This is a genomic window from Rhizobium sp. CFBP 13726, assembly GCF_014841925.1.
In the GTDB taxonomy this organism is placed as follows: Bacteria; Pseudomonadota; Alphaproteobacteria; order Rhizobiales; family Rhizobiaceae; genus Neorhizobium; species Neorhizobium soli.
Window position 1 is genome coordinate 1,392,369 of the sequence record NZ_JACYUU010000001.1, and the last position, 22,235, is coordinate 1,414,603.

Below are 22,235 nucleotides of genomic sequence, written 5' to 3' on the forward strand. Positions count from 1 at the left end.
CTTGGGGCGTGGCGCGCATATTACAATCGGCGTCCAATGTCGCCCTAGCGCCCCCCGGATCCTGGATAGTCCACGTGTTGTCACCCTCGACCACTATTGCAGTGATCGCTCCGGATGCCGGGCTTAGACAGTCGCTGGCGTTCGCGCTGGAGGTCGAAGGTTTTCAGGTCCTCTCCTATGAAAGCTGGTGCGCGGGCCACGCTTCGGCAGCCTCGTCAGCGTGCACGATCATCGACTCCCACGAAGTCCACGGCAACCTCGACGCCCAGCACAAGCTTCTCGACTCTCCCAGCCGTTTCATCATGCTGGCAGACGGAATGACGCCGATCCCATCCAAAAACACGGCGCGCATCCTGATAAAGCCGTTCGATGGTGCCGAACTCCTGCGGATGGTGAGGGATTTCGCCCATCTGAGCCACGCCACGCCAGCACCGGTTGCTACGTAGAACTCCGTAGGGAGACACCTCAATATCGCCGACGAGTGGCTTGCGGCATCCTAGCTCTGATCACTTGGAGGAAGAGCCGTGAACGCTCCGGTCGCGAACGCCCAGGCAAAGATGCTAAACGCAACGCCGATCGCGTTTCCGTGTTCCTCCGCACCAGTCACCCGGGTTACCCAGGTCCAGACCTATGCCGGCGGCAAGGAAATCTACACGCCCGGCGAGAAATCCGGCACGTTCTACGAGGTCGAATTCGGCGCCGTCCGCCTCCATCGGCTGCTGTCCGATGGCCGCCGTCAGGTCATCGGCTTCTACCTTGCCGGCGAGACCTTTGGGTTTGAAGCCGACCGCACGCATGCCTTTTTCGCGGAAGCGATCGTTCCGACGGGACTGCGCAGCTTTTCCCAGCCCGGCAGTGGCGACGACATTCTGAAGCTCGCCTTGCGCGGCATGCTGCGCGCCCAGGAGCACCTGGCGGTCATCGGTCGCCAGACCGCGGTGGAGCGCATCGCCGGCTTCCTGCTGGACATGGCCAACCGCCAGGGCAATCTCGACCATTTCGACCTGCCGATGTCGAGACTCGACATCGCGGATTATCTCGGCCTGACGATCGAAACCGTTTCGCGTGTGTTCGCAAAGCTGCGCGCATCCAACCTGATCAAACTGCAAAGCGTCCGCTGCGTGCAGATCCAGGACTTCAAGGCCCTCGCCAGCCTCTGCGCCTGAGGCTGAGCGAACCCTCAGCTGCCGACACCATCCAATATAGTCCGCATCTTGCGCACGATGACTTCGCTTGTCCGGTATGACTGGTTAGCTTCAAAACCGAACTCGACAGCCCTGCCGTCACCGCGCTTGAGAACAGCGCGGCAGGAGCCGTGGACCTCGCGGGCACCGGTGCAGTTCAACAATTCGAAAACGTTTGCCGGCGTGACCCCGCTGCCCGGCATGATCGACAACCGTGTCCCGGCTTGATCGACCAGTTGCTTCAACAGGTTCACGCCGTCTATGGCGCGCGGAACCAGCCCGGACGTCAGGATGCGCTCAACGCCGAGCGTCATCGCCACGTCGAGGGCCTCAACCGGATCCGGCACCAGATCGAAGGCACGGTGCAGAGTCACACCGAGACCGTCAGCACGTCGCATCAGGCGTTCGAGCAGCGCCACATCGAGACGGCCGTCGGCCAGATTCGCACCGATCACCACACCCGCCAACCCGGCGGACCGCACAGCGTCGATATCGCCGAGCATGGCCGCCTCGTCACCGAGACCGAAGACGAAATTCCCTGCCCTCGGTCGGATCATCGCATAGACCGGGGTCGACGCTTTCGCCGCCAGTGCCATCAGCCCCGGCGACGGCGTCAGTCCGCCCAGATCGAGCGCCGCGCAGAGTTCGATCCGGTCGGCCCCGCCTGCCACAGCCGCCTCGAACCCCTCAGGCGTATCGACACAGACTTCGAGCGTGATCCGCATCGCCATCAGCCCTCCTGCCGGCCGAGCACCGCTGCCCCGACCAGCCCACCATCCGCCTGCCGAAGCGCCGGGATCACCAATGGGTGACTTATCCGGTTGAGGATGCGTTTGCGCACTGCTCCGTCCAGCAGGTCGATCAGTGCCGGAACGGAGGCCAGTCCCCCTCCGACGGGCACGACCGACGCCCCTGTCGTGTTGACCGCGAGCGCCAGGGGATCGGCAATCAGTTCCAGCCAGACGGCGATCGTCTTTTCCGCCAACGCATCGCCGGCCTGCCAGTCTTCAATGATCGTGTGACTGGTCTCGGCTCTCTCGTGGAGCAGGCCGTCGATACGCTCTATCCCGCGTGCGCCGCCGACCGTATCGGCACAGCCGGACTGGCCGCAACCGCAGGCCAGGCGCGGAATGTGGATCGTCTCGCCGGCAATCTCGACGGTCGTATTGACGATCGGCCCATGGCCCCATTCGCCGGTCACGCCGCCCGCACCGCGCACCAGCTTGCCATCGATCGCCAGACCACCGCCGATCCCGGTGCCGATGATGGCGCAGAACACGACATCATGGCCCTTGCCGGCACCTTCACTGGCTTCTGCAAGCGTCAGACAATCGGCGTCGTTGGCCGCAACGACCGGCCTTCCGAGCCGCGCGGAAAGTTTCGCCGCCACGGGACGTCCTGTGATGCAGGGAATGTTGGCGGCAATCGAAACGCCGGTCTTGGGATCGACGATCCCGGTGATCGACAACGCCAGCGGCGTCGAGTCATTGTCTTCAACCCGATGGGCATGCCGCGCGATCAGGTCAGACAGCGCTGCCACGAACGCATCCCAGTCGGAAGCGGGTGTTGGAACCCGCTCCAGAGGCTCGATGACGCCAGGCTTCGGCGACACCGCGAACTTGATGAACGAACCGCCGATATCGGCACAGAATACCGGCTTGACGTTTCCGGTCGTGAACACGTTACCTGTCAACCAATCCGCTCCTTGAGCCATTCGTGCACGATGACCTCGTCTTCCGCGTCGAGGCCATGATTGGCATCGAGTACCCGGGCCGTCACGTCGGCCCCGGCCGTCCGTAGCCTGTCCTCGATCTCGCCGGCAAGTGGGCCGTAAAAATCGTTGGTGGCGCTGAGTGACAGGACCTCTGCCCCGGAAAGATCAACGACGGGTCGGTCTTCGAGCACGTTCATCGAGCGCAGCAGCACCGCTCTGCGGATGACCTCCGGGTAAAGCTGCATCGTCGCACCAATCATGTTGCCGCCGTTGGAATAGCCGAGGAACGCGGTGCGCGCCGGATCCGCGCCATAGGCCGGACCGATATCCTCGATGAACCCGACGAAAGCCTCCACTTCCGATGCGATTTCCTTCTGGTCGAAGGTCGTCTGGCTGAGCCTGCGGAAAAAGCGCGGATAGCCCTCGTCCAGCGAGCGGCCGCGCAGACCGATCAACAGGGCGTTGGGTGCCACCTTGCGTCCGAGCGGCAGCAGCGCCGTTTCGTTGGCGCCGGTGCCGTGCATCAGCACCAGCGTCGTGCCGTCCCAGTTGTCAGGCATGTGGACCCGATGCACGAACGGCAGGTCGCGGTAGATGACGCGTTCCTCGCCCGGCAGACCGAACTGCGGCAGCATCACCTTCAGCGCCTCGCGATCCCCCTTGAAATGGTTCGGAATGAACAGCTGGCGTCCCAGCGTCTCGACAGTTTCATCGGTGGCAAAACCCGGCCCGTCCGAGGCAAATTCGATCAGCGAACCTCCGGGCTCGCGCACGTAGAGCGAATGGAAATACTGCCGGTCGTGGATGTTCATCTCGCCCGCATCGGCAGCAGCAAGCTCTGCATGCACCGCTTCGACCGCCGCGCGATCGGTGGCGCGAAACGCGATATGATCGATCGCGCCCGTGCCCGGCGCCGACATCCAGAAACCCGATGCATCGCGGACATCGACGATATCATGCGCATCCGAGACCAGACGCTGGATGTTGCCTTCCCGGCTTCCGACAGCCAACCCCATATGAACCACAAGGAATTCAGCGGTCTCCTGGGGCTTCTCGGAAAGAATCGTCGCGCCGTAAAGCCTGCGGACTGCGTTTTCTTCGGCGATACCGCCATCCGGCCACCAGACCCAGGGTCCCGTCTCCTCGACGCCGACGAGCTTGACGATGATACCGTCCGGATCCGTCAGCCGCAGCACGGGCTGGCCGAATTCCTGCGCAGGCCCGGATAGCTTGATGTTATATTGGAGGGCCCTCGTCAGCCAGAAGCCGATCGCTTCCGGCGAAATCTCCAGGCTGATCTCGCTCGGCGCCCCATGCCCGACCCGACCGAGCGATCCATCTTCCCAGGCGAGAAACGTCACGATCGATCCGGGCGATGCGGCACCGTCGCCGTAAAACAGATGCAACTGCTGCGCATCCTCGAAACCGGCGGTGCGCTTTACCAGCCGCAATCCGAGGAAGCCGACATAGAAGTCGACATTCGCCTGTATCTTGCGGGTGATGGCGGTGATGTGGTGCAGGCCGCTGGTCATGTCGGAATTCCCGATTGGTCTTCGATATCAGCCATATGGACGCAATTTCTGGACGATGAAAAGATGCCGTGATGGGTGCGGCCGGTGCCGCACCGTTCACAAAGCGGCACCCGTCAGGCTTCGGTCTCGAGCGAAATCATCAGGTTGGCCAAGAGGGCCGTCCGCGGCGCAACGCTCGACAGCAAAATATACTCTTCGAACGTATGCGCTCCTGCGCCATCAGCGCCCAGGCCATCGAGCGTGGGCACGCCAAGCGCTGCGGTGAAATTGCCGTCGGAACCGCCGCCGGTCGTGACGCCCTCCAGCGCGATGCCCAGATCCGTTGCGACCTTCGCTGCGCTATCGAACAGTCTCCGCCCCGCATCCGACTGCGCGAATGGCGGCCGGTTCATCTGTCCATTGATCTCAAACGTAATATCCGCATCAACCGGCTGAATGGCGGCGATCTTGGCGGTGACCTCATTGGCGGCCGCATCGTCGGGCACGCGCACATCCACCTGCATGCGGCATTCCGCCGGCACCGTATTGCGGCCGGTGCCGCCGCTGATCGTTCCGACCGTGACGGTGATGCCGCGCCCTGCGTCGTTCAGCGCCTCCAGATCGAGCACAAGCCTTGCTGCCGCCCGCACGGCGCTTCGTCCGTCCTGTGGCCGTGTGCCCGCATGCGAGGCCCGGCCACGCACGACGATATCGTACATCGCCACACCCTTGCGGGCGATGACGATCTTGCCGCCGTCGCGCGCCGGTTCCACCACCAGCGTATAACCGGCGCTGCGCGCGCATTCCTCCATGAAGGCCCGCGACGAAAAGCTTCCGACCTCTTCGTCCGGCACGAAAACGAGATCGACCGGCATTCTGCTGCCCTTTGCAACCGCGATCTTCAACGCCTCCAGCGCCATCAGCGCACCGGACTTCATGTCGTAGATGCCGGGTCCGTAGAGCTTGTCGCCGTCCTGGCGGAGTGGGAGCTGGTTATCGATCACGCCGATCGCATGGACCGTATCCAGATGGGCGAGAACGAGAACCGATTTCTCGTTGCTCCCGGCCTGCCGGGGCGATCGGACCGCCAGAATATCGCCGAAACCTAGCGTACCCGGCAGCCGTTCGACGGAAAGCCCGGCCTTTTCCGCGATTGCTTCGACGCGATCAACCAGACGGTTCACCGCCGCCGCATTGCCGGAGGGTGTCTCGATCCGCACCCACTCTTTCAGCTCCTCGATCAGAGCCTCGGCATCGACATCACCAGCGGAAAGAACCTGCGTCATTGAAAGCTTCCTTTGAAAAATTCGCCTGTCTCTAGCGCTCGTTGACGAGCTGGAGGATCAGCTGCTGCACATTGCCGCCATCGCCGAGTTCCACCTTGTCGAAATCCCGGTTGCGTTGCTGATGGGCGGGAAAGATGACGGCGATCTTGCTCTGCAGTTCAGCCCGCACCTTGGTGCATTTCGGATCGCTAGGCACCGAAAGCCCGATACTGGCCGCCTCGATCTGGCGCACGAGATCCTCGATCATCGCGCCGTGGACCCGCTCATGCCGGCGCACGCCGTCAGTAAACGCGTCCCATTTCTGCTGAAGCGCTGGCGACAGTTTCGAGACAAGCTTTGGCAGCGTGTAGATGATGACGATGTTGGGGCGTGCCGAAACCAGCGTGCAGGCGCCGTCGGGCTGCGGCTCGTATTTGCGCGACCAGGTCAGCTTGAAATCCGTATGGGCGATCGCCCGAACCTGGCTGCCGACCTTGGGGCCGTTTTCGCCGATCGAGGAGTAGAGCTCGATGCCGGACGTGCCTTTGACCGGATAGGTCTTCACCTGCTCCACCGGCTTCCACTGCGCCTGGGCTGCCGCCGGCCAGAGACTAAGAGCACACAACAGACCGATACACCGAACTCTCTCGCGCACTCATCACCCGACATCTGAAATCAATGCCGCAACCTAGAGACAAGTGCGGCCGCTTTCAACTGCCGCAAAGGCTCCATAAGCAAAAGCCGTGACAACGAAGGCGACTTATCATACAGGTTAACGGGAGCAGATAACGAGAGCGCAAGGAGAGACGAATGGCTGGAGAGACGCGGCTGGAGCCGGCAAAGGGTGCAGGAACGCTGGTGTCTCAGCTGACGGATACATTGCGCCAGGCGATCGCCGCCGGCCAGTTTACCGTGGGCGCTCGGCTGCCGAGCGAGGCGCAGCTGACCGAAACCCACGGCGTCAGCCGAACCGTCGTGCGCGAGGCGATCGCCGCATTGCGCGCCGACCGTCTTGTGGAAGCACGCCAGGGTGCCGGCGTCTTCGTGCTGGAACCACGGCAAAACACCCAGCCCACGATGCTCTCGCTCAACAATATCGATCTTGCTCAGGTGTCCTCGATGATCGAGCTCCTGGAGCTCAGAACCGCCGTCGAAGTGGAGGCTGCAGGCCTTGCAGCGGTGCGTCGCTCGCCCGCGCAGGAAGAAAGCATCTTCGAACACCACCACGCCGTCCGCGCCTGTCTCGAGGCAGACAAGCCGACCAGCGAGGCGGATTTTGCACTGCATCTCGCCATTGCAGAAGCGACCAACAACCCACGTTTCCGCGAGTTCCTGACCATGATCGGCAAGCGGCTGATCCCCCGTGCGGCCCTGCGTCCGGACGATTCCGAATCCGATCAGGCGGCCTATATCGCCCTTCTCGACAAGGAGCATGACGCGATCGTCGTAGCAATTTCGGAAGGCGACGAAGAAGGCGCAAGGCAGGCCATGCGCAGCCATCTGCGCGGCGCGCAACTGCGCTACCGGACGCTCCTGCGCGAAGTTCGCCAATCTGTCAGATGACGTGTTGACACAAATTCATCATACATGTACGACAACATTGTCTGGAGGAGACACTGAGAGGATAACACTACATGACGCCTGAAGAGATCAAGGCAGCGCTCGGCGCTGGCCTGCTGTCGTTCCCTGTGACCCATTTCGATGCCGAGGGCCAGTTTCAGCCTGAAAGTTATCAGCGTCATATCGAGTGGCTTTCCGGCTTCGAGGCGCCCGTTCTCTTTGCCGCCGGCGGCACCGGAGAGTTTTTCTCGCTTGCCCCCGATGAAATTCCAGCCATCGTGAAATCCGCCAAGGAAGCGTCCGGCAAGACCGCGATCGTGTCGGGCTGCGGCTTCGGCACGCATGTGGGCGTCGATCTTGCAAAGAAGGTCGAGAAAGCAGGCGCGGACGGCATTCTGCTTCTTCCCCACTACATGATCGATGCGCCGCAGGAAGGCCTGTACAAGCATGTGAAGGCGATCTGCCAGTCGGTCGGCATCGGCGTCATGGTCTATAACCGCGACAATTCCGTGCTTCAGGTCGACACGCTGCAGCGTCTCTGCGACGAATGCCCCAACCTGATCGGCTTCAAGGACGGCACCGGCGATATCGGCCTCGTGCGCCAGATCACGGCCACGATGGGCGACCGGCTGATGTATCTCGGCGGCATGCCGACGGCGGAACTGTTCGCCGAAGCCTATCTCGGCGCCGGTTTCACCACCTATTCGTCTGCCGTCTTCAACTTCGTCCCAGGTCTTGCGGTCGAGTTCTACAAGGCGCTGCGGGCCGGCAATCGCACCCGCTGCGAACAGATCCTCACCCAATTCTTCTACCCCTTCATGGCGCTTCGCGGCCGCCGCAAGGGTTATGCCGTCTCGGCCATCAAGGCCGGCGTGCGTCTGCAGGGTTTCGATGCCGGCAAGGTCCGCCCACCGCTCGATGACCTGACGGAAGAAGAAGAGCAGATCCTGCTGAAGCTCATCGGCGATCAGAAGCGGTGAACCCATGAAGATCGCTGCGGTCCGCACCCACCTTCTTGAACACAGGCTGGATGTCGCCTTCGAAAGCGCCTCGATGCGCTTCGATCGCCGCGCCCATATCCTGGTCGAGATCGAGTGCGACGACGGAACCATTGGCTGGGGCGAATGCCTCGGCCCGGCCCGGCCCAACGCAGCTGTGGTGGCGGCCTATACAAACTGGCTGATCGGCGAAAATCCGCTGGAAACCGAAAAGATCTGGGCGAAGCTCTATAACGCATTGCGTGACCAGGGCCAGCGCGGCCTTGCCGTGACTGCTCTCTCGGGCATCGACATCGCGCTCTGGGACATCAAGGGCAAGCATTTCGGCGTGCCGATCTCGATCCTGCTCGGAGGCCGTTTTCGCGAAAGCGTCAAGGCCTATGCCACCGGCAGCTTCAAGCGCGACGGCGTCGACCGCGTCGAAGACAATGCCCGCGATGTGGCCCGCTACCGCGACGAAGGTTTCCACGCGACGAAGATCAAGATCGGCTTCGGCGTCGAGGAAGACCTTCGCGTCATCCGCGCCGTGCGGGAAGCAGCCGGTCCCGAAATGCGGCTGATGATCGACGCCAACCACGGCTATGACACCATCGAAGCCGTCAAACTCGGCAACGCGGCGGCACAATACGATATCGACTGGTTCGAAGAGCCCGTCGTGCCGGAACAACTCTCCGCCTACCGCGAAGTCCGCGCCCGCCAGCCGATCCCGGTTGCCGGCGGTGAAACGTGGCACAGCCGATGGGGCATGCGCGAGCCGGTGGAAACCCGCGCCGTTGACATTCTCCAGCCGGATCTTGCCGGCGTCGGCGGGTTTACAGAAGCCAAGCGCGTTGCCGATCTCGCAGCGCTCCATGGTATCCGCGTTGTACCGCATGTCTGGGGCACGGCCGTCCATATCGCCGCCGCCCTGCAGTTCATGGCGGCGATGATCCCGAGCCCGGTTCGTGTCAATCCGATCGAACCCATTCTCGAATTCGACCGCACCGACAACCCTTTCCGCCAGGCAGTGATCAAAACACCGATCGAACATCGGCACGGCGTGGTGCAGATCCCCGATGGCCCTGGTCTCGGGATCGAGATCAACCGCGATGCGCTCAAGGAATTCAAAATGCCTGAACCGAAGTCGGGAGACGTCTGATGCTTGTTCGTCCGCTCTCCGGAGACGCGCCAACGACCAAACTGCCGGCGGGCGCAGTCGACTCGCAGATGCATATGTACCTGCCGGGTTTCCCATCGCAGCCCGGCGGCCCAGGCCTGCCAGTCGGAACTCTCCCCGATGCGGAGCAGTATCGCCAGTTCATGGCATGGCTCGGCATCGATCGTGTCGTAATCACGCAGGGCAATGCCCACCAGCGCGACAACACCAACCTGGTCGCCTGCCTGAAGGAAATGGGCGGTGTTGCCCGTGGCGTCGCTGCAGTCGCGGGTGATGCCTCCGATGGCGAACTCGACCAGCTCGCTGAGGCCGGTATCGTCGGCCTGCGCATCATGGATCTGCCCGGCGGTGCCGTGGACCTTTCGGCGCTCGAAGCACTCGACGCCAAGGCTGCCGCCCGCGGCTGGATGCTCGCAGTCCAGTTCGACGGCAGCAATATCCTCGAGCATGAGCCACGCCTTGCCAAACTCAAGAGCCGCTGGGTGTTCGACCATCACGGCAAGTTCTTCTCCGGCGCAACGCCAGAGGGCCCGGAGATCGCAGCGCTGAAGCGACTGATGGATATCGGCAGATGCTGGTTCAAGTTCGCAGGCGTCTACGAGTCCTCGAAGTCCGGCGCACCTGATTATGCCGATGTCGCGGCCTTCTCGCGCGACATCGCAGCCTATGCGCCTGAACGCATCGTCTGGGGCAGCAACTGGCCGCACAACCTTGCACGCGAGCAGAAGGACTATCCGGACGACGTCGCGTTGACCGACACGGTTCTAAGCTGGCTGGCGGACGAAGGAGCGCTTGAGCTGGCGCTCGTGAAGAACCCGGAACAGCTGTTTGGCCTTCCGGACTGGAGTGCATCGACCAAATAAATTTAATCACCGCCGGCGCGTGGAGGCGACGGCTTTTTGGAGGAGGAAGACATGAAACTGACGAAAGCCCTCGGGCTCGCATTTTGCCTGGCGCTGGCCACCACCACGGCCCATACCAGCGTCCGCGCGCAGGATATCACCCTGCGCTCTGCCGATATCCATCCTGATGGCTATCCGACTGTCGAAGCAGTCAAATACATGGGAGACCTCGTCAAGGAACGCACCAGCGGCCGCATCGGCGTGCAGGTGATGAACAACTCGGTTCTCGGCGGCGAGAAGGACACGATCGAGCAGACCCGTTTCGGCGTCATCGACATGAACCGCGTCAATGCCGCGCCGTTCAACAACCTCATCCCCGAGACGGTCGTTCTTGGCCTGCCCTTCCTGTTCCGCTCGACCGACCACATGCATAAGGTCGTAGACGGCCCGATCGGCGACAAGATCCTTGCCGCCTTCGAACCGCACGGCCTGATCGGTCTGGCCTACTACGACAGCGGCGCGCGCTCCTTCTACACTACCAAGAAGCCGGTCGAAAAACTGGCCGACCTCAAGGGCATGAAGATCCGCGTCCAGCAGTCCGACCTCTGGATCGCGATGATGCAGGCCTTCGGTGCCAACCCGACGCCAATGCCGATGGGCGAAGTCTACTCGTCGCTGGAAACCGGCGTTGTCGACGGTGCTGAAAACAACTGGCCGTCCTACGAATCGGCCCGTCATTACGAGGTCGCCAAGAACTATTCGCTGACCCAGCATTCGATGAACCCGGAAATTCTGGTCATGTCGAAAGTCTCCTGGGACAAGCTGACGCCCGATGACCAGAAGGTCATCCGCCAGGCCGCGAAGGACAGTGTCGTCAAGATGCGCGAACTGTGGGCTGCCCGCGAAAAGTCTTCGGAAGAAAAGGTCCGCGCCGGCGGCGTCAAGGTCATTACCGTCAACAAGGACGAGTTCTCGGCCGCGATGAAGCCAGTCTACGACAAGTTCGTGACCGACGCGAAGATGAAGAGCCTGTTGGAAGAAATCCAGGCCGTCAACTGACAGCCCTGATCGGCCGGCCCCGCCACACCGGGGTCGGCTGTGCTTTTCCGACATCGGGGAACGTGTCGGGCTTTGGAGGACGGGACAATGCGAAATTTCATGCAGGCGATAAGACCTGTTCTTAGCATGATCAGCCGATCATCATTGTGGATCGCCGGTATCGGCATGGTCTCGATGACCCTGATCGTCGGCTGGCAGGTTTTCAGCCGTTATATTCTCAACGATAGTCCCAGCTGGTCGGAGCCGTTGTCGCTCTATCTGATGTCCTGGTTCATCATGCTTGGCGCTGCGGTCGGTGTTCGCGAAAGCGTCCATCTCGGGCTCGACGTTGTTCGCTACATCATGCCGCCGGCCATCCAGCGGGCCATGGACCTGCTCAGCCTCGGACTGATCGTGCTGTTTGGCATCGGCATGGCCTATTACTCGTCGCTTCTGGCGATCGGGACATGGACGGCGCGCATCCCCGTTCTCGGATGGCCTGGCGGTACGGATTTCTTTCCGATGATCGTCGGTGGCGCAATGATATCGATCTTTTCACTCGAACGTTTCATCGACGTCGCGATCGGCGAGGAAATCGCAGCGGACGTACTTGTGCAGGAGGCCGCATAATGGCCTATACTATTCTTTTCGGCGCCTTCACCTTTCTGATGATCATCGGGATGCCGATCGCATTTTGCCTCGGCATCGCATCCTTCGCGACAGTGCTCTATATCGGCCTGCCCCCGATCGTCGTCTTCCAGCAGATGAATTCCGGCATGAACGTGTTTGCCATGATGGCGATCCCGTTCTTCATCTTCGCAGGCGACCTGATGGTACGCGGCGGTATCGCCACTCGGCTGATCCGCTTTGCGGCCGGCCTGGTTGGCCACATGCGGGGTGGCCTCGGCCAGGTCAACGTGGTCGCTTCGACCCTGTTCGGTGGCATTTCCGGTTCTGCGGTGGCCGACGCTTCGGCGGTCGGCGGCCTGATGATCCCGCAGATGGCAGCTCGCGGCTATGACCGGGATTATGCTGTCAACGTGACGGCAAATGCTGCGATCATCGCGCTGATGATCCCGCCGTCGCACAACATGATCCTTTATTCGATCGCAGCCGGCGGCAATGTCTCCGTCGCCGATCTCTTCACCGCGGGCATCATTCCCGGACTGCTTCTCGCCGCCGCCTTGATGGTCACGGCCTGGTGGGTTGCCGTCAAGCGCGGTTACCCGGCGGACCCGTTCCCCGGCTTCAGGCGTGTGGGTTACTACTTCCTGGCGTCGCTCCCGGGCATCCTCCTGATCGCCATCATTTTCGGCGGTGTCCGCTCGGGCGTGTTCACGGCAACGGAAAGCTCCTGCATCGCGGTACTCTACGCCTTCCTTGTCGCGATGATCGTCTATCGCGAACTGAACTGGGATGGTTTCGTCGAAGCGGTTATGGGTGCTGTCCGCACCACGGCAATGGTCTTGCTGGTGATCGGCATGGCTGCCTCGTTCGGCTGGCTGATGGCTTTCCTGCAGGTGCAGACGCTGATCATCGCCGCGATCTCGGCCATCTCTGACAATCCGATCATCGTGCTCTTGATGATCAATATCATCCTGCTGGTGCTTGGCACGTTCATGGACATGGCGCCGATGGTGATCATCGCAACGCCGATCCTGCTGCCGGTCGTCAAGGCGTTCGGCATCGATCCCGTCCATTTCGGCGTGGTAATGATCCTCAACGCCGGTATCGGACTGAACACGCCTCCGGTCGGAACCGTGCTCTTCGTCAGCTGCGCGGTGGGCGGCATCACCATCCGCGAAGCTATGAAGACCATCTGGCCGTTCTTTGGCGCCAGCATCTTCGTGCTGCTGCTGGTCACCTATATCCCCGGCCTGTCGCTCTGGCTGCCGGCTCTGTTCAAGTAGGCCGAGGCTGTTCAAGTCGGATAGTCATCGCTCCTGAAATCAAAGGTCCCGTCCAGCACGGGACCTTTTGCATTTTGGAGATGTCAGGCTACAGTCCGACTTTGATTTGATCCGGATATTTGCTCATGACCGATACCGTTACCGACCGCTTCCTCCGATACGTCGTCATCGATACCCAGTCGGATGCCTCCTCACCCACCCAGCCATCGACCTCGAAACAGCTGACGCTCGGCCGTGTTCTGGTCGAAGAACTGCTGGAGATCGGCCTCTCAGACGCGCATCTCGACGAACACGGCTATGTCTATGCAACGGTGCCGTCCAATACGGGTAAGAACAACGTGCCCGTCGTCTGCTTCTGCGCGCATATGGATACGGCACCAGACTTCAGCGGCACCGATGTCAAGCCGCAGGTAATCCGTAACTACCAGGGCGGCGATATCGCGCTTCCCGGCCGTGAGACCCGTGTGATCCGCGAGAGCGAGCACAGGGAACTGAAGAACCAGATCGGCCACGACATCATCACCTCCGACGGCACGACGCTTCTCGGGGCCGACGACAAGGCGGGCCTTGCCGAAATCGTCACGGCCGCGAAATACCTGATCGACAACCCCGACATCAAGCACGGCGCGATCCGCCTCCTGTTCACGCCCGACGAAGAGATCGCGCGCGGTGTGGAAAAGGTCGACATTCAAAAACTCGGCGCCGATTTTGGCTATACGCTGGATGGCGAAACAGTCGGCACGATCGAGGATGAGACGTTTTCTGCCGACGCGGTCGAGATCGCCATCACCGGCGTCGCGATCCACCCCGGTTTCGCCTACGGAAAGATGGAGAACGCGATCCGCATCGCCGGCGCCATCGTCGATCGCCTGCCAAAACACATGGCGCCGGAAACGACGAAAGGCCGGGACGGCTTCATCCATCCGACGGATCTGAGCGGCAGCATGGAAAAGGCAAAGATCAGCCTGATCATCAGGGACTTCGCCGACGAGGGTTTGAAGACCAAGGAGACGTTGCTCGAGGATATCGTCAAGGACGTCATGCACGACTATCCCGGTTCGACCTACACGTTCACCGTCATCGAGCAGTATCGCAACATGAAGCTGGTGCTCGACCGTCATCCTGAGATCGTCGAGAATGCGATCGAAGCGATCAAGCGGGCCGGTCTGACGCCGAAGCGCGGCAGCATCCGCGGCGGCACTGACGGTTCAAGGCTGTCCTTCATGGGCCTGCCCTGCCCCAACATCTTTGCCGGCGGCCATGCATTCCACTCCCCGCTGGAATGGGTCAGCAGCCAGGATATGGAAAAGGCGGTCGACACGATCGTTGAACTGGCCAAGCTCTGGGAAGAGCGCGCCTGAGCCTATGTACGCAACCGTACAGTCTTTGCCGACATGAACACGGATCTGGAACCTAAGCGAGCCTCGCGGGTATGAATAAAAAGCTCGCTAGGTACCCACATGCCCCGATTTTATTTCCACGTTCGTGACGGCAAAGATTTGATCGAAGACGAAGAAGGCAACGATCTTCCGGATCTTCCAAGCGCCCTGGCTGAGGCCGAGGCGTCTGCGCGCGAAATCATGGCCGACCGGTTGCGACAGGGTCGTCCTTCCGTCTCACCAATGATTGAAGTTCGCGACTACAAGGGAACGAAGGTTGGGGAGTTCTCCCTGCCGGCTGCGACAAACTGAGGTCGACTTCTACCTCAAGGGTCCGATCAGACGCTCGTATTCCCGCTCGCATTCCCCGTAGGCATCTTTGGCGAAATCCTCGAGTGCGCTACGGTCTCTGACGATGATCATGCCACGCTCGGAGTAGATCAGCTTGCGACCTTCGAGCAGATGCAGTGCCGTCGTCACGCTCGGTCGGCGGACAGCCAACATGATCGAGAGGAATTCGTGGGTAAGGCTGATCTCGTCGCCGTCGGTCCGATCGTGACACATCAGGATCCACCGGGCCAGACGTTCGTCGATGTGATGGACGGCGTTGGACAGTGACGTGTAGGCCCCCTGGACCGACAGGGCCTGGCTGTAGCGCGTCAGAAGGTTGAGACAGGCGCGATCCTTCAGAGCCAGCTTCAACTGATCTGAGGCCAGACGGTAACCACGGCCCTCCACTTGCATAAAGATCGAATAGGGGTCCGATTCCGCGTCAAGGACCATCGCCGTGGGGGTCATTCCGTCGCGACCAAAAATTCCGATCTCCGCATGCTGCCCTTGCGGAGACCTCGCCACAATCGAGGCGATACCGGATTCCGGGAAATAGGCGTGCAGGGGCGTTTCGTTCGGAGCCGATAGCTCGGTTCCACGCGGAAGATCGACATGTTCGAGATGCGGCGCAATTGCTTCGAAGCTTTCTCGGGGCATCAGCCGGAGAAGCGAATTCCGGACCGTATCTTTCTGAATGTAACCCATCGCCAACCCTTGAAGGCAGAGACCAGCCTGCTCGGCCTATGGAGATATCTCCGCCTGAATAGAATGATTCCATCTATGTCCATAAAATAAGCGAGACAACCCGCTTCCCAACGTCGGTACGCTATCAGACCAACGGACAAAGTCCGAAGCAAATTGATTAGAACGAATCCGCGCTTTCAACACAGTGACCCTTTGGAACTGGTTTGTCGAAACATATGATTTTATTGCTTGAAGATCAGCCGCTCATTTCGTTGGATATCGAGGACGCGCTCGGGGCTGCTGGGCTGAATAACGTTATCAATCTGCGCTCGAAACAAGCTGCGCTGGAATGGCTGCAGAAGAATGTTCCGAGCATTGTCATTCTTGATCTTCATCTGACCGATGGTGATTGCTATGCGGTCATCCAAGTGTTGCATGACGCTCGCATCCCATTCGTGGTCTACTCGGGCAGTGAAAAGCCGCAGGACTGGGAAAACGAACTCTTCAGCGATGGCGTCTGGATTGACAAGCCGGCCGATCCAGCGTTCGTCGTTTCCGTCGTCGAGCAGAAGCTCGCCGCGGTTTCAGCCAGAGCTTAGACTGACGCTGACATCTCCATCACGCGCTGATATTCAACCTCACCTCCGCCATAGCAGTCGGCTGCGAGTTTCTCCAGCGCCGGACGGTCTCGCACGACAATCGTTCCCCGATACGAATGGATCATTTGCCGACCTTCGAGCACATGCAGCGAGGTCGTTACACTCGGACGCCGGACGGCAAGCATGATTGCCAGGAATTCGTGTGTGAGGTTGACTTCGTCGCTGCCCGTGCGGTCGTGACACATCAGGATCCATCGGGCCAGACGCTGCTCAATCGTCTGGGTGGCATTGGTCAGCGCAGTCAGAGCAACCTGCACCGAAGAAACATGCGCCCACCGGAAAAAGACCCGGCGTATCTCCGGCCTGCTCCAGATGAGGTCAACCAGCTGCCCGACCTCAATGCGTGCGCCGTGCCCCGGAACCTGCATGATGACCTTGTACGGGTTGCGATCGGATCCCAGTATCGCCGACGCGGGAGACATGCCTTCCCGCCCGAACAGTCCGATCTCGGACTGCTTGCCGCGCGCAGAGATCGCGACGGTCGACCCAATCCCCGAATAGGGGAAATAGCAGTATCGGTCGACTTCGTCCGGTCCGGAAAGGAGCATGCCCTGTGGCAATTCGAGCTCCTCCATGCAGCGTTCCGCGTGCGAGTAGTCGTCCTCGGACAACAGGGATAGCAGCGTGTTGGGTGATCGCATTGGTTTTCACCCGTCCTCTGTGATCGTTACCATGTTATATTTGGATCACGAAGTCGATCTGTGTAGCCCCCCGGGAGCACTTATCGTGCGGCTTCGAGATCCAGTCTTTCGAGAACCAGATCGGCGCCCTTCGATTTTTCCAGCACCAACCGAACATTCGGCATGTCGTTTCCGTGGATCTTGTCTTCGAAGGCCTGGCCGGACAGACCGTAGAACGTCCATCGCGCCTCCAGACGCCGTTGCAGCTCCTCGACCGGCGGGGCGAGCAGGATCCGGTAGTCGAACAGCGGTGCAAGACGCTCCCAGCCACCCTCGCCCAGCAGAAGATAGTTGCCCTCGATCACGATGAACCGATGGCGTGGCGAGACGACCCGTGCCGCAGCGATCGCCAGTTCGCGCGACCTGTCGAACACGGGCACGAGCACTTCATCTTCGGCCGCTTTCACGGCCTGGACGACATCGATAAAACCGCGCAGGTCGAACGTATTGGGCGCCCCCTTGCGGGCGAGCAATCCGCGCTCCTCGAGAATGCCGTTGTCCATGTGAAAACCATCCATCGGCAGGACTTCGGCTGTCTCCCCGCGTCCGGAGAGCTTGGATGCCAGAATGTCGGCCAGTGTCGACTTCCCCGCTCCGGGTGGTCCAGCGACCGCGATGAGCGAGCGAGACTTTCCCTCCTCCGTCTTCAGGATAAGGTCGCACAGTTGGTCGAGTTGCATGTCCGCCATCGCTATTGCCTTTTCGTTTGCCCACTCATTCCCGACGCGGTCGTTTCATTCAAGATGCGCGTGACGAAATATACCGTCGCGCGACAATCCAGCAGCCGGCAGCCCAGGCTGCACCCGCACACCACCCCGCCATCACGTCTGTTGGATAGTGAACGCCCAGATAGAGGCGGCTGAGACCGACCAGCAGGGTCAGCAGGATGCCGGTCGCGAGGAAAAAGATGCGGGTCGAGCGATATTGTTCGGCACGTGACAGCAGCGCCGCAAGGGTGAGATAGGTCACCGCCGAAAGCATCGCATGCCCGCTCGGGAAGCTCAGGTCGTGGACATTGACGAGATGCGGTACGATGTCCGGCCTTGGCCGCGCCACGCCCAGCTTGAGAAGGTTGCTGAGCAGCCAACCGCCGAGAATGGATAGAAACATGAAGACGGCGATCGAGCGGCGACCCGCGAGCAGAAGATAGATCGTGGCAAGCACGGTCATAAGCGATAGCACGGTAATGCCGCCAAGCGCGGTGATGTCACCAACGGCATGGGTCAGCCAGTAGGGCCCGATGGGCACCGAAGGGTCGCCTGCCTGGCGCAGAGCAAGCAGGATCCGTTCGTCGAATTCGTGCGTTTCGCCATCGATCACGATACCGGTCAGGCTGATGAACAGGAAGAGGCTACCGGCCAGGAGTGAGAACATGATCAGGCCAAGAGGCTCAAACGTCATGAACCGCTCGGCAATGATCGTTCTCAGGCGTTGCAGCACGGCATCGTCTCCGGGTTTGCATCATCAGCCGCGATGGCGACGACGTTGTTGTCGGTTTCATTGCTGCAACAGATAGGCAGGAGAGACGTGAAGGCAAAGAAGGTGCACAAAGAATGTCTTGTGGAGGCATCATCGCTCCTTTCGCGTCACGGCCACAATTGATCCTGCTTTCGGCTGCCATAGGTATGGCTCGATCAATCGAGGCCCCGGGGCATTGCTGAAGACAGGAATTTTGGAACGCTGGAACCAACAGACGCTGGCGCGGCAATTCCTGTTTGCCGGCGGCATCGTGTCCATCGTTGCAATGCTGCTGGTCGGCGCCTTCGTGACGAACCTCATCGAGGACGCGGTCACACGCAATTCTGCGGCCACCACCGCACTCTATGTCGATAGCATCATTGCGCCGATCCTGCCGGATCTCAAGACAACGGACACGCTCGACGACGTGACCAACCGGGTTCTCGACGAAACCTTCGGTCAGGGCGCTCTCGGGAAGCAGGTCGTCTCCTTCAGGCTCTGGCGCGCAGACGGCACCGTTCTCTATGCGACGGACAAAACGATCCAGGGCAAACGTTTCCCGCCGGGCAAGGATCTGACCGCAGCCTTTTCCGGCAAGATGGTCGCACAGTTCGACTATGTCGATGATGCCGAAAGTTTCGATCAGCGCAGTTTCGGAAAGCCGCTTCTCGAAATCTACAATCCGATTCTGCAGCCGTGGTCCGGCGAGGTGATCGCGGTCACGGAATTCTACGAAATCGCCGATGATTTCCAGCAAAGCCTGTCGCAGGCGCGCCTTCAGAGCTGGCTGGCCGTCGCCGGGGTCACGACGACGTTCTTCCTGCTTTTGTCGGCGATCGTCTTCAAGGGCAGCCGGATGATTGAGGCGCAGCAGCGCAGCCTCACGGAGCGGGTGGTGGACCTGCAGAGCCTGCTGACCCAGAACAGGACCTTGCACAGCCGTGCACAGCGCGCGTCGCAACGCGCAACAGCGTTGAACGAAGGCTACCTGCGGCGGCTGGGTGCCGACCTGCACGACGGTCCGGCCCAGCTTGTCGCCTACGCGGCGCTGCGCGTCGACAGCGCGCTCCTGGTCGATCCGGAAGCTCCCCGCGATGTCCGGGAAGCGGAGATTGCTGCAATCAAGGCGCGCCTGCAGGAAGCGATGGATGAGATCCGCAGCATCTGCAGCGGGCTTGTCCTGCCGCAGATCGAAACGGCAGCTGTGCCGGAAATCCTCGAAAAGGTCGTTGGCGCTCACCGCGAGCGGACTGCGGCGACCGTTGACCTCAAGATCGCATCGCCCGCCAGACCGCTTCTTCCTTCCGCCAAGATCTGTATCTACCGCTTTGTCCAGGAAGCGTTGAACAACGGATACAGGCACGCCGCTGGCGCAAACCAGACAGTCACCCAAACCTACGAAAGCAACATGATCATTGTCGAGGTAAGCGACGATGGACCCGGCTTCGACAAATCCACTATGAGGCCGGAAGGATTAGGGATCGCTGGTCTCAGGGAGCGGATTGAAAGCCTCGGGGGAACCTTTGATCTCGCGACGTCTTCTCGTGGAACAACGGTCAGAATGTCGCTGAACGTTCATGAATCGGAGCATGTATGAAAGCCCCAACCAGAATAGCCGTCATCGACGATCACCCGCTGTTTCGCGAGGGAGTGATCCGCAGCCTCTCTGAAATGGAGGGTTTCGAGATCGTGGCGGAAGGTGGCTCTAAGGACGAGGCGCTTCATATCGTCGAGCATATACGCCCCGACGTGATGCTGATGGATATCTCGATGCCCGGAAACGGACTGCAGGCCGTTGCCGGCGCCGTCGAGGCCTGGCCCCCTATCAAGATCGTCATGCTGACCGTATCGGAAGCCAACGAGGACATTGCAGGTGCCCTGAAGCTTGGAGCCAAAGGCTATGTTCTGAAAGGCATCGGATCCCGCGAACTGGCCGATGTCGTCCGCACCGTTGCCTCTGGAGAACCCTACCTGGCCCCTAGCCTCTCCGCCCGGCTTCTCGCCGGCATGGCAAAGGAACGGGAAAATGCCGCCAAGCAGGATCTGATGGCGGAATTGACGGATCGCGAACAGGAAGTCCTCAACCTCGTGGCATCGGGTCTCAGCAACAAGCGGGTGGCGCAACTGCTCGATCTGCATGAGAAGACGGTCAAGCACCACATGACGCGCATTCTGTCGAAACTCAAAGTCTCCAACCGCACCGAAGCAGCGCTGGCCCTTCGCGACGCGACCGAAAGTCGGACGGGCGGAGCAGCCTAGTGCGGTATCCGTTAGCGGCTTAGCGTCTCAAGTCTCTTTCGGTCCGATCGTGTGGCCTCGCGGTTCACGATCGGTCTTTGCCGTGAATCCCGCATCTCGTACCGATCGCCTGAGATCCGCTCAGTGGTTCCGTTCGCATGACGAACAAACAGCGAGCGCGAATTCTTAGAGGTCTTCTTCCGTCCTTCGGCCGAGACGTCCGGTGTCTCGGGTGTCGTTCCGATCGCATTGTCCTTTTGGGTGCCGGTGTTCTGCGGTCCATCAGTCACGGCTCCATTCGCCGGAGCATCCGAGGGTGTCCCCGACGTTCCGGCATTTTGCGCGTCCCCGCGATTGCCCTCTCCCGGCGCACCGCTACCAGAGCCGCCCTTGCCCCCGTCACCCTTCGATCCGCCATCCGCGCCGTCACCCGCTGAGCCGCCGGCCTGCCCTGACCCGCCTTGGCCTGAACCACCTGGGCCTGAACCACCTGGGCCAGAGCCACCGGGACCAGAGCCACCCGAGCCAGAACCACCTTGCCCCGAGCCACCCTGACCCGAGCCTCCCTTGCCACCATTACCGCCGGCTCCGCCCCCAGACCCTGCACCGCCATTGCCTTGCGCCTGTGCCTGGGCGATCCCGATCAGCATTCCATCCGACGCCACATCGAAACGAAGCTGCGCAGGCAGAAACACCGTGACGAATGCTGCGGTGGTGACGGCGGTGAGTATGTCTCGGCGTGTGATCATCTGTTGGCTCTTCAAATATGCCGTGACAACCGGCGCAATGCCCGTCTTAGCGGCCTCTTGCCACATGAGGTGTCAGCCTCCCGCCTGCGCAGGTGCACTGAGTATTTGAAATCCACCGGCCGCCGGAATTGTTCCGTTTTTTCCGTCTCTTCGGCGAGATCCGCCATGTCTCAGCCTTTGGTCCCATACCGCACAGGACTGAAGCCCAATGGCTGGAACGAACCATCCGCTCGGCCATTGTCAGGTCGTAGCAAGGCGCTGAACACATTATCCTTTTGGGTATCAGGACATCGCCATACTCATCCAGAACGGGTCGAAAACGACCGTTGCATCTGGCGGAACATAAAACTGCCGGGCCGGTCCCGTCGCAGGCATCGAAAGGTAAACGTTATGAAAACGAAGATCCTCGTTCTTTCTACCCTTCTCAGCATCGGCATTGCGCCGGTCGCTATGGCGCAGCAGGGCACGGTTAATGGTGCAGCAGGCGGCGCGGTTACCGGCGCAATCGTCGGCGGACCAGTCGGCGCAGCCGTTGGTGGCGTCGCTGGCGCGATCGTCGGCAGCGCAATCGATCCGCCGCCGCAGCGCGTCGTCACCTATGTCGAGCAGCAGCCGATGCCAACCGAACGCGTCGTCGTCAAGGAGCGCATCGTGGTCGGCCAGGCGGTTCCTGAAACCGTCGTTCTCTCGCAGATCCCAGAAGCGCCGGAATATTCCTACACGGTCGTCAACGAGGAACGCGTGATCGTCGATCCGCAGACCCGTAAGGTCGTCCAGATCATCCGCTAATTGCGGACGAAGGATTTCCCGTCAGCCTCGCCTTCCGAAAGGAATGCGGGGCTGATTTGCATTCAGATGCCGGTCATCGGCGACGAACTCA

General features: G+C 60.9%; 25 protein-coding genes. 15 read left to right on the top strand and 10 right to left on the bottom strand.

The genetic code is table 11. From position 1 onward, the window contains the following. Positions 1 to 74 precede the first annotated feature (74 nt). Complete coding sequence (locus tag IFT66_RS06730) at positions 75 to 446, top strand: transcriptional regulator (protein ID WP_139283807.1); 372 nt, start codon at positions 75 to 77, stop codon at positions 444 to 446. A 78-nt stretch (positions 447 to 524) separates the two neighbouring features. Continuing rightward, positions 525 to 1,166: a helix-turn-helix domain-containing protein gene (locus IFT66_RS06735; RefSeq protein WP_244508750.1), complete on the top strand. Its 642-nt coding sequence runs from the start codon at positions 525 to 527 to the stop codon at positions 1,164 to 1,166. 14 nt (positions 1,167 to 1,180) lie between these two features. Here IFT66_RS06735 and IFT66_RS06740 read toward each other — a convergent pair whose 3' ends face one another. The 5 genes from IFT66_RS06740 to IFT66_RS06760 form a co-directional block, all read right to left on the bottom strand. Next, positions 1,181 to 1,909, bottom strand: a complete 729-nt coding sequence (locus IFT66_RS06740; protein WP_192077162.1) for a copper homeostasis protein CutC — start codon at positions 1,907 to 1,909, stop codon at positions 1,181 to 1,183. Positions 1,910 to 1,914: 5 nt separating this feature from the next. Further along, positions 1,915 to 2,877, bottom strand: coding sequence for an ROK family protein (locus IFT66_RS06745; RefSeq protein WP_249406352.1), 963 nt, complete (start codon positions 2,875 to 2,877; stop codon positions 1,915 to 1,917). Continuing rightward, a complete protein-coding gene (locus tag IFT66_RS06750; RefSeq protein ID WP_192077049.1) occupies positions 2,874 to 4,430 on the bottom strand; it encodes a VOC family protein in 1,557 nt (518 codons plus the stop codon). The genes IFT66_RS06745 and IFT66_RS06750 overlap by 4 nt, the downstream gene beginning before the upstream one ends. A gap of 113 nt (positions 4,431 to 4,543) precedes the next feature. After that, entirely contained in the window at positions 4,544 to 5,695 is a 1,152-nt protein-coding gene (locus tag IFT66_RS06755; protein WP_192077050.1) for a M20 family metallopeptidase, read from the bottom strand. A 31-nt stretch (positions 5,696 to 5,726) separates the two neighbouring features. Continuing rightward, positions 5,727 to 6,299: a DUF922 domain-containing Zn-dependent protease gene (locus tag IFT66_RS06760; RefSeq protein ID WP_180215476.1), complete on the bottom strand. Its 573-nt coding sequence runs from the start codon at positions 6,297 to 6,299 to the stop codon at positions 5,727 to 5,729. A gap of 185 nt (positions 6,300 to 6,484) precedes the next feature. Between IFT66_RS06760 and IFT66_RS06765 the strand changes: the two genes are divergently transcribed. The 9 genes from IFT66_RS06765 to IFT66_RS06805 all read left to right on the top strand — a co-directional run bounded on the left by IFT66_RS06765 (position 6,485) and on the right by IFT66_RS06805 (position 14,869). Next, on the top strand, positions 6,485 to 7,237 hold the full coding sequence (locus tag IFT66_RS06765; RefSeq protein ID WP_192077051.1) for a FadR/GntR family transcriptional regulator: 753 nt from the start codon (positions 6,485 to 6,487) through the stop codon (positions 7,235 to 7,237). 71 nt (positions 7,238 to 7,308) lie between these two features. Continuing rightward, positions 7,309 to 8,214, top strand: a complete 906-nt coding sequence (gene kdgD, locus IFT66_RS06770; protein WP_192077052.1) for a 5-dehydro-4-deoxyglucarate dehydratase — start codon at positions 7,309 to 7,311, stop codon at positions 8,212 to 8,214. A 4-nt stretch (positions 8,215 to 8,218) separates the two neighbouring features. Next, positions 8,219 to 9,370 (top strand): mandelate racemase/muconate lactonizing enzyme family protein, encoded by a 1,152-nt coding sequence (locus tag IFT66_RS06775; protein ID WP_192077053.1) that lies wholly within the window; start codon positions 8,219 to 8,221, stop codon positions 9,368 to 9,370. Beyond that, positions 9,370 to 10,251 carry an amidohydrolase family protein gene (locus tag IFT66_RS06780; protein WP_192077054.1) on the top strand — a complete coding sequence of 294 codons (882 nt, stop codon included), beginning with the start codon at positions 9,370 to 9,372 and terminating at the stop codon, positions 10,249 to 10,251. The genes IFT66_RS06775 and IFT66_RS06780 overlap by 1 nt, the downstream gene beginning before the upstream one ends. A gap of 51 nt (positions 10,252 to 10,302) precedes the next feature. After that, positions 10,303 to 11,289, top strand: coding sequence for a TRAP transporter substrate-binding protein (locus IFT66_RS06785; protein WP_192077055.1), 987 nt, complete (start codon positions 10,303 to 10,305; stop codon positions 11,287 to 11,289). 87 nt (positions 11,290 to 11,376) lie between these two features. Then, positions 11,377 to 11,898, top strand: coding sequence for a TRAP transporter small permease (locus tag IFT66_RS06790; protein ID WP_062456015.1), 522 nt, complete (start codon positions 11,377 to 11,379; stop codon positions 11,896 to 11,898). After that, positions 11,898 to 13,178: a TRAP transporter large permease gene (locus tag IFT66_RS06795; protein ID WP_062456012.1), complete on the top strand. Its 1,281-nt coding sequence runs from the start codon at positions 11,898 to 11,900 to the stop codon at positions 13,176 to 13,178. Before IFT66_RS06790 ends, IFT66_RS06795 begins: the two co-directional genes overlap by 1 nt. A gap of 125 nt (positions 13,179 to 13,303) precedes the next feature. Next, on the top strand, positions 13,304 to 14,539 hold the full coding sequence (gene pepT, locus IFT66_RS06800) for a peptidase T (protein ID WP_192077056.1): 1,236 nt from the start codon (positions 13,304 to 13,306) through the stop codon (positions 14,537 to 14,539). Positions 14,540 to 14,638: 99 nt separating this feature from the next. Beyond that, complete coding sequence (locus IFT66_RS06805; protein ID WP_062456007.1) at positions 14,639 to 14,869, top strand: DUF6894 family protein; 231 nt, start codon at positions 14,639 to 14,641, stop codon at positions 14,867 to 14,869. A 9-nt stretch (positions 14,870 to 14,878) separates the two neighbouring features. Here the strand turns inward: IFT66_RS06805 and IFT66_RS06810 are convergent, their stop codons facing one another. Continuing rightward, positions 14,879 to 15,592: a Crp/Fnr family transcriptional regulator gene (locus tag IFT66_RS06810; protein ID WP_192077057.1), complete on the bottom strand. Its 714-nt coding sequence runs from the start codon at positions 15,590 to 15,592 to the stop codon at positions 14,879 to 14,881. A gap of 203 nt (positions 15,593 to 15,795) precedes the next feature. Between IFT66_RS06810 and IFT66_RS06815 the strand changes: the two genes are divergently transcribed. After that, a complete protein-coding gene (locus IFT66_RS06815) occupies positions 15,796 to 16,170 on the top strand; it encodes a response regulator (RefSeq protein WP_192077058.1) in 375 nt (124 codons plus the stop codon). Here the strand turns inward: IFT66_RS06815 and IFT66_RS06820 are convergent. The 3 genes from IFT66_RS06820 to IFT66_RS06830 form a co-directional block, all read right to left on the bottom strand. Next, positions 16,167 to 16,805, bottom strand: coding sequence for a Crp/Fnr family transcriptional regulator (locus tag IFT66_RS06820; RefSeq protein ID WP_249406353.1), 639 nt, complete (start codon positions 16,803 to 16,805; stop codon positions 16,167 to 16,169). The genes IFT66_RS06815 and IFT66_RS06820 overlap by 4 nt on opposite strands. Positions 16,806 to 16,951: 146 nt before the next feature. Then, positions 16,952 to 17,599: a nucleoside triphosphate hydrolase gene (locus IFT66_RS06825; RefSeq protein ID WP_430254192.1), complete on the bottom strand. Its 648-nt coding sequence runs from the start codon at positions 17,597 to 17,599 to the stop codon at positions 16,952 to 16,954. A gap of 49 nt (positions 17,600 to 17,648) precedes the next feature. Beyond that, positions 17,649 to 18,311: a phosphatase PAP2 family protein gene (locus tag IFT66_RS06830; RefSeq protein WP_062457946.1), complete on the bottom strand. Its 663-nt coding sequence runs from the start codon at positions 18,309 to 18,311 to the stop codon at positions 17,649 to 17,651. 271 nt (positions 18,312 to 18,582) lie between these two features. Here IFT66_RS06830 and IFT66_RS06835 point away from each other — a divergent pair, with 271 nt between their 5' ends. Next, complete coding sequence (locus IFT66_RS06835; protein WP_342344752.1) at positions 18,583 to 19,965, top strand: sensor histidine kinase; 1,383 nt, start codon at positions 18,583 to 18,585, stop codon at positions 19,963 to 19,965. Further along, positions 19,962 to 20,627 carry a response regulator gene (locus IFT66_RS06840; RefSeq protein WP_062455995.1) on the top strand — a complete coding sequence of 222 codons (666 nt, stop codon included), beginning with the start codon at positions 19,962 to 19,964 and terminating at the stop codon, positions 20,625 to 20,627. The genes IFT66_RS06835 and IFT66_RS06840 overlap by 4 nt, the downstream gene beginning before the upstream one ends. An 11-nt stretch (positions 20,628 to 20,638) precedes the next feature. On the opposite strand, the gene IFT66_RS06845 is transcribed toward IFT66_RS06840, so the two are convergent. Then, a complete protein-coding gene (locus IFT66_RS06845; RefSeq protein ID WP_192077059.1) occupies positions 20,639 to 21,355 on the bottom strand; it encodes a hypothetical protein in 717 nt (238 codons plus the stop codon). Positions 21,356 to 21,745: 390 nt separating this feature from the next. On the opposite strand from IFT66_RS06845, the gene IFT66_RS06850 reads away from it, so the two are divergent. After that, positions 21,746 to 22,144 carry a DUF1236 domain-containing protein gene (locus IFT66_RS06850; protein WP_062455989.1) on the top strand — a complete coding sequence of 133 codons (399 nt, stop codon included), beginning with the start codon at positions 21,746 to 21,748 and terminating at the stop codon, positions 22,142 to 22,144. Positions 22,145 to 22,235: the final 91 nt, after the last annotated feature.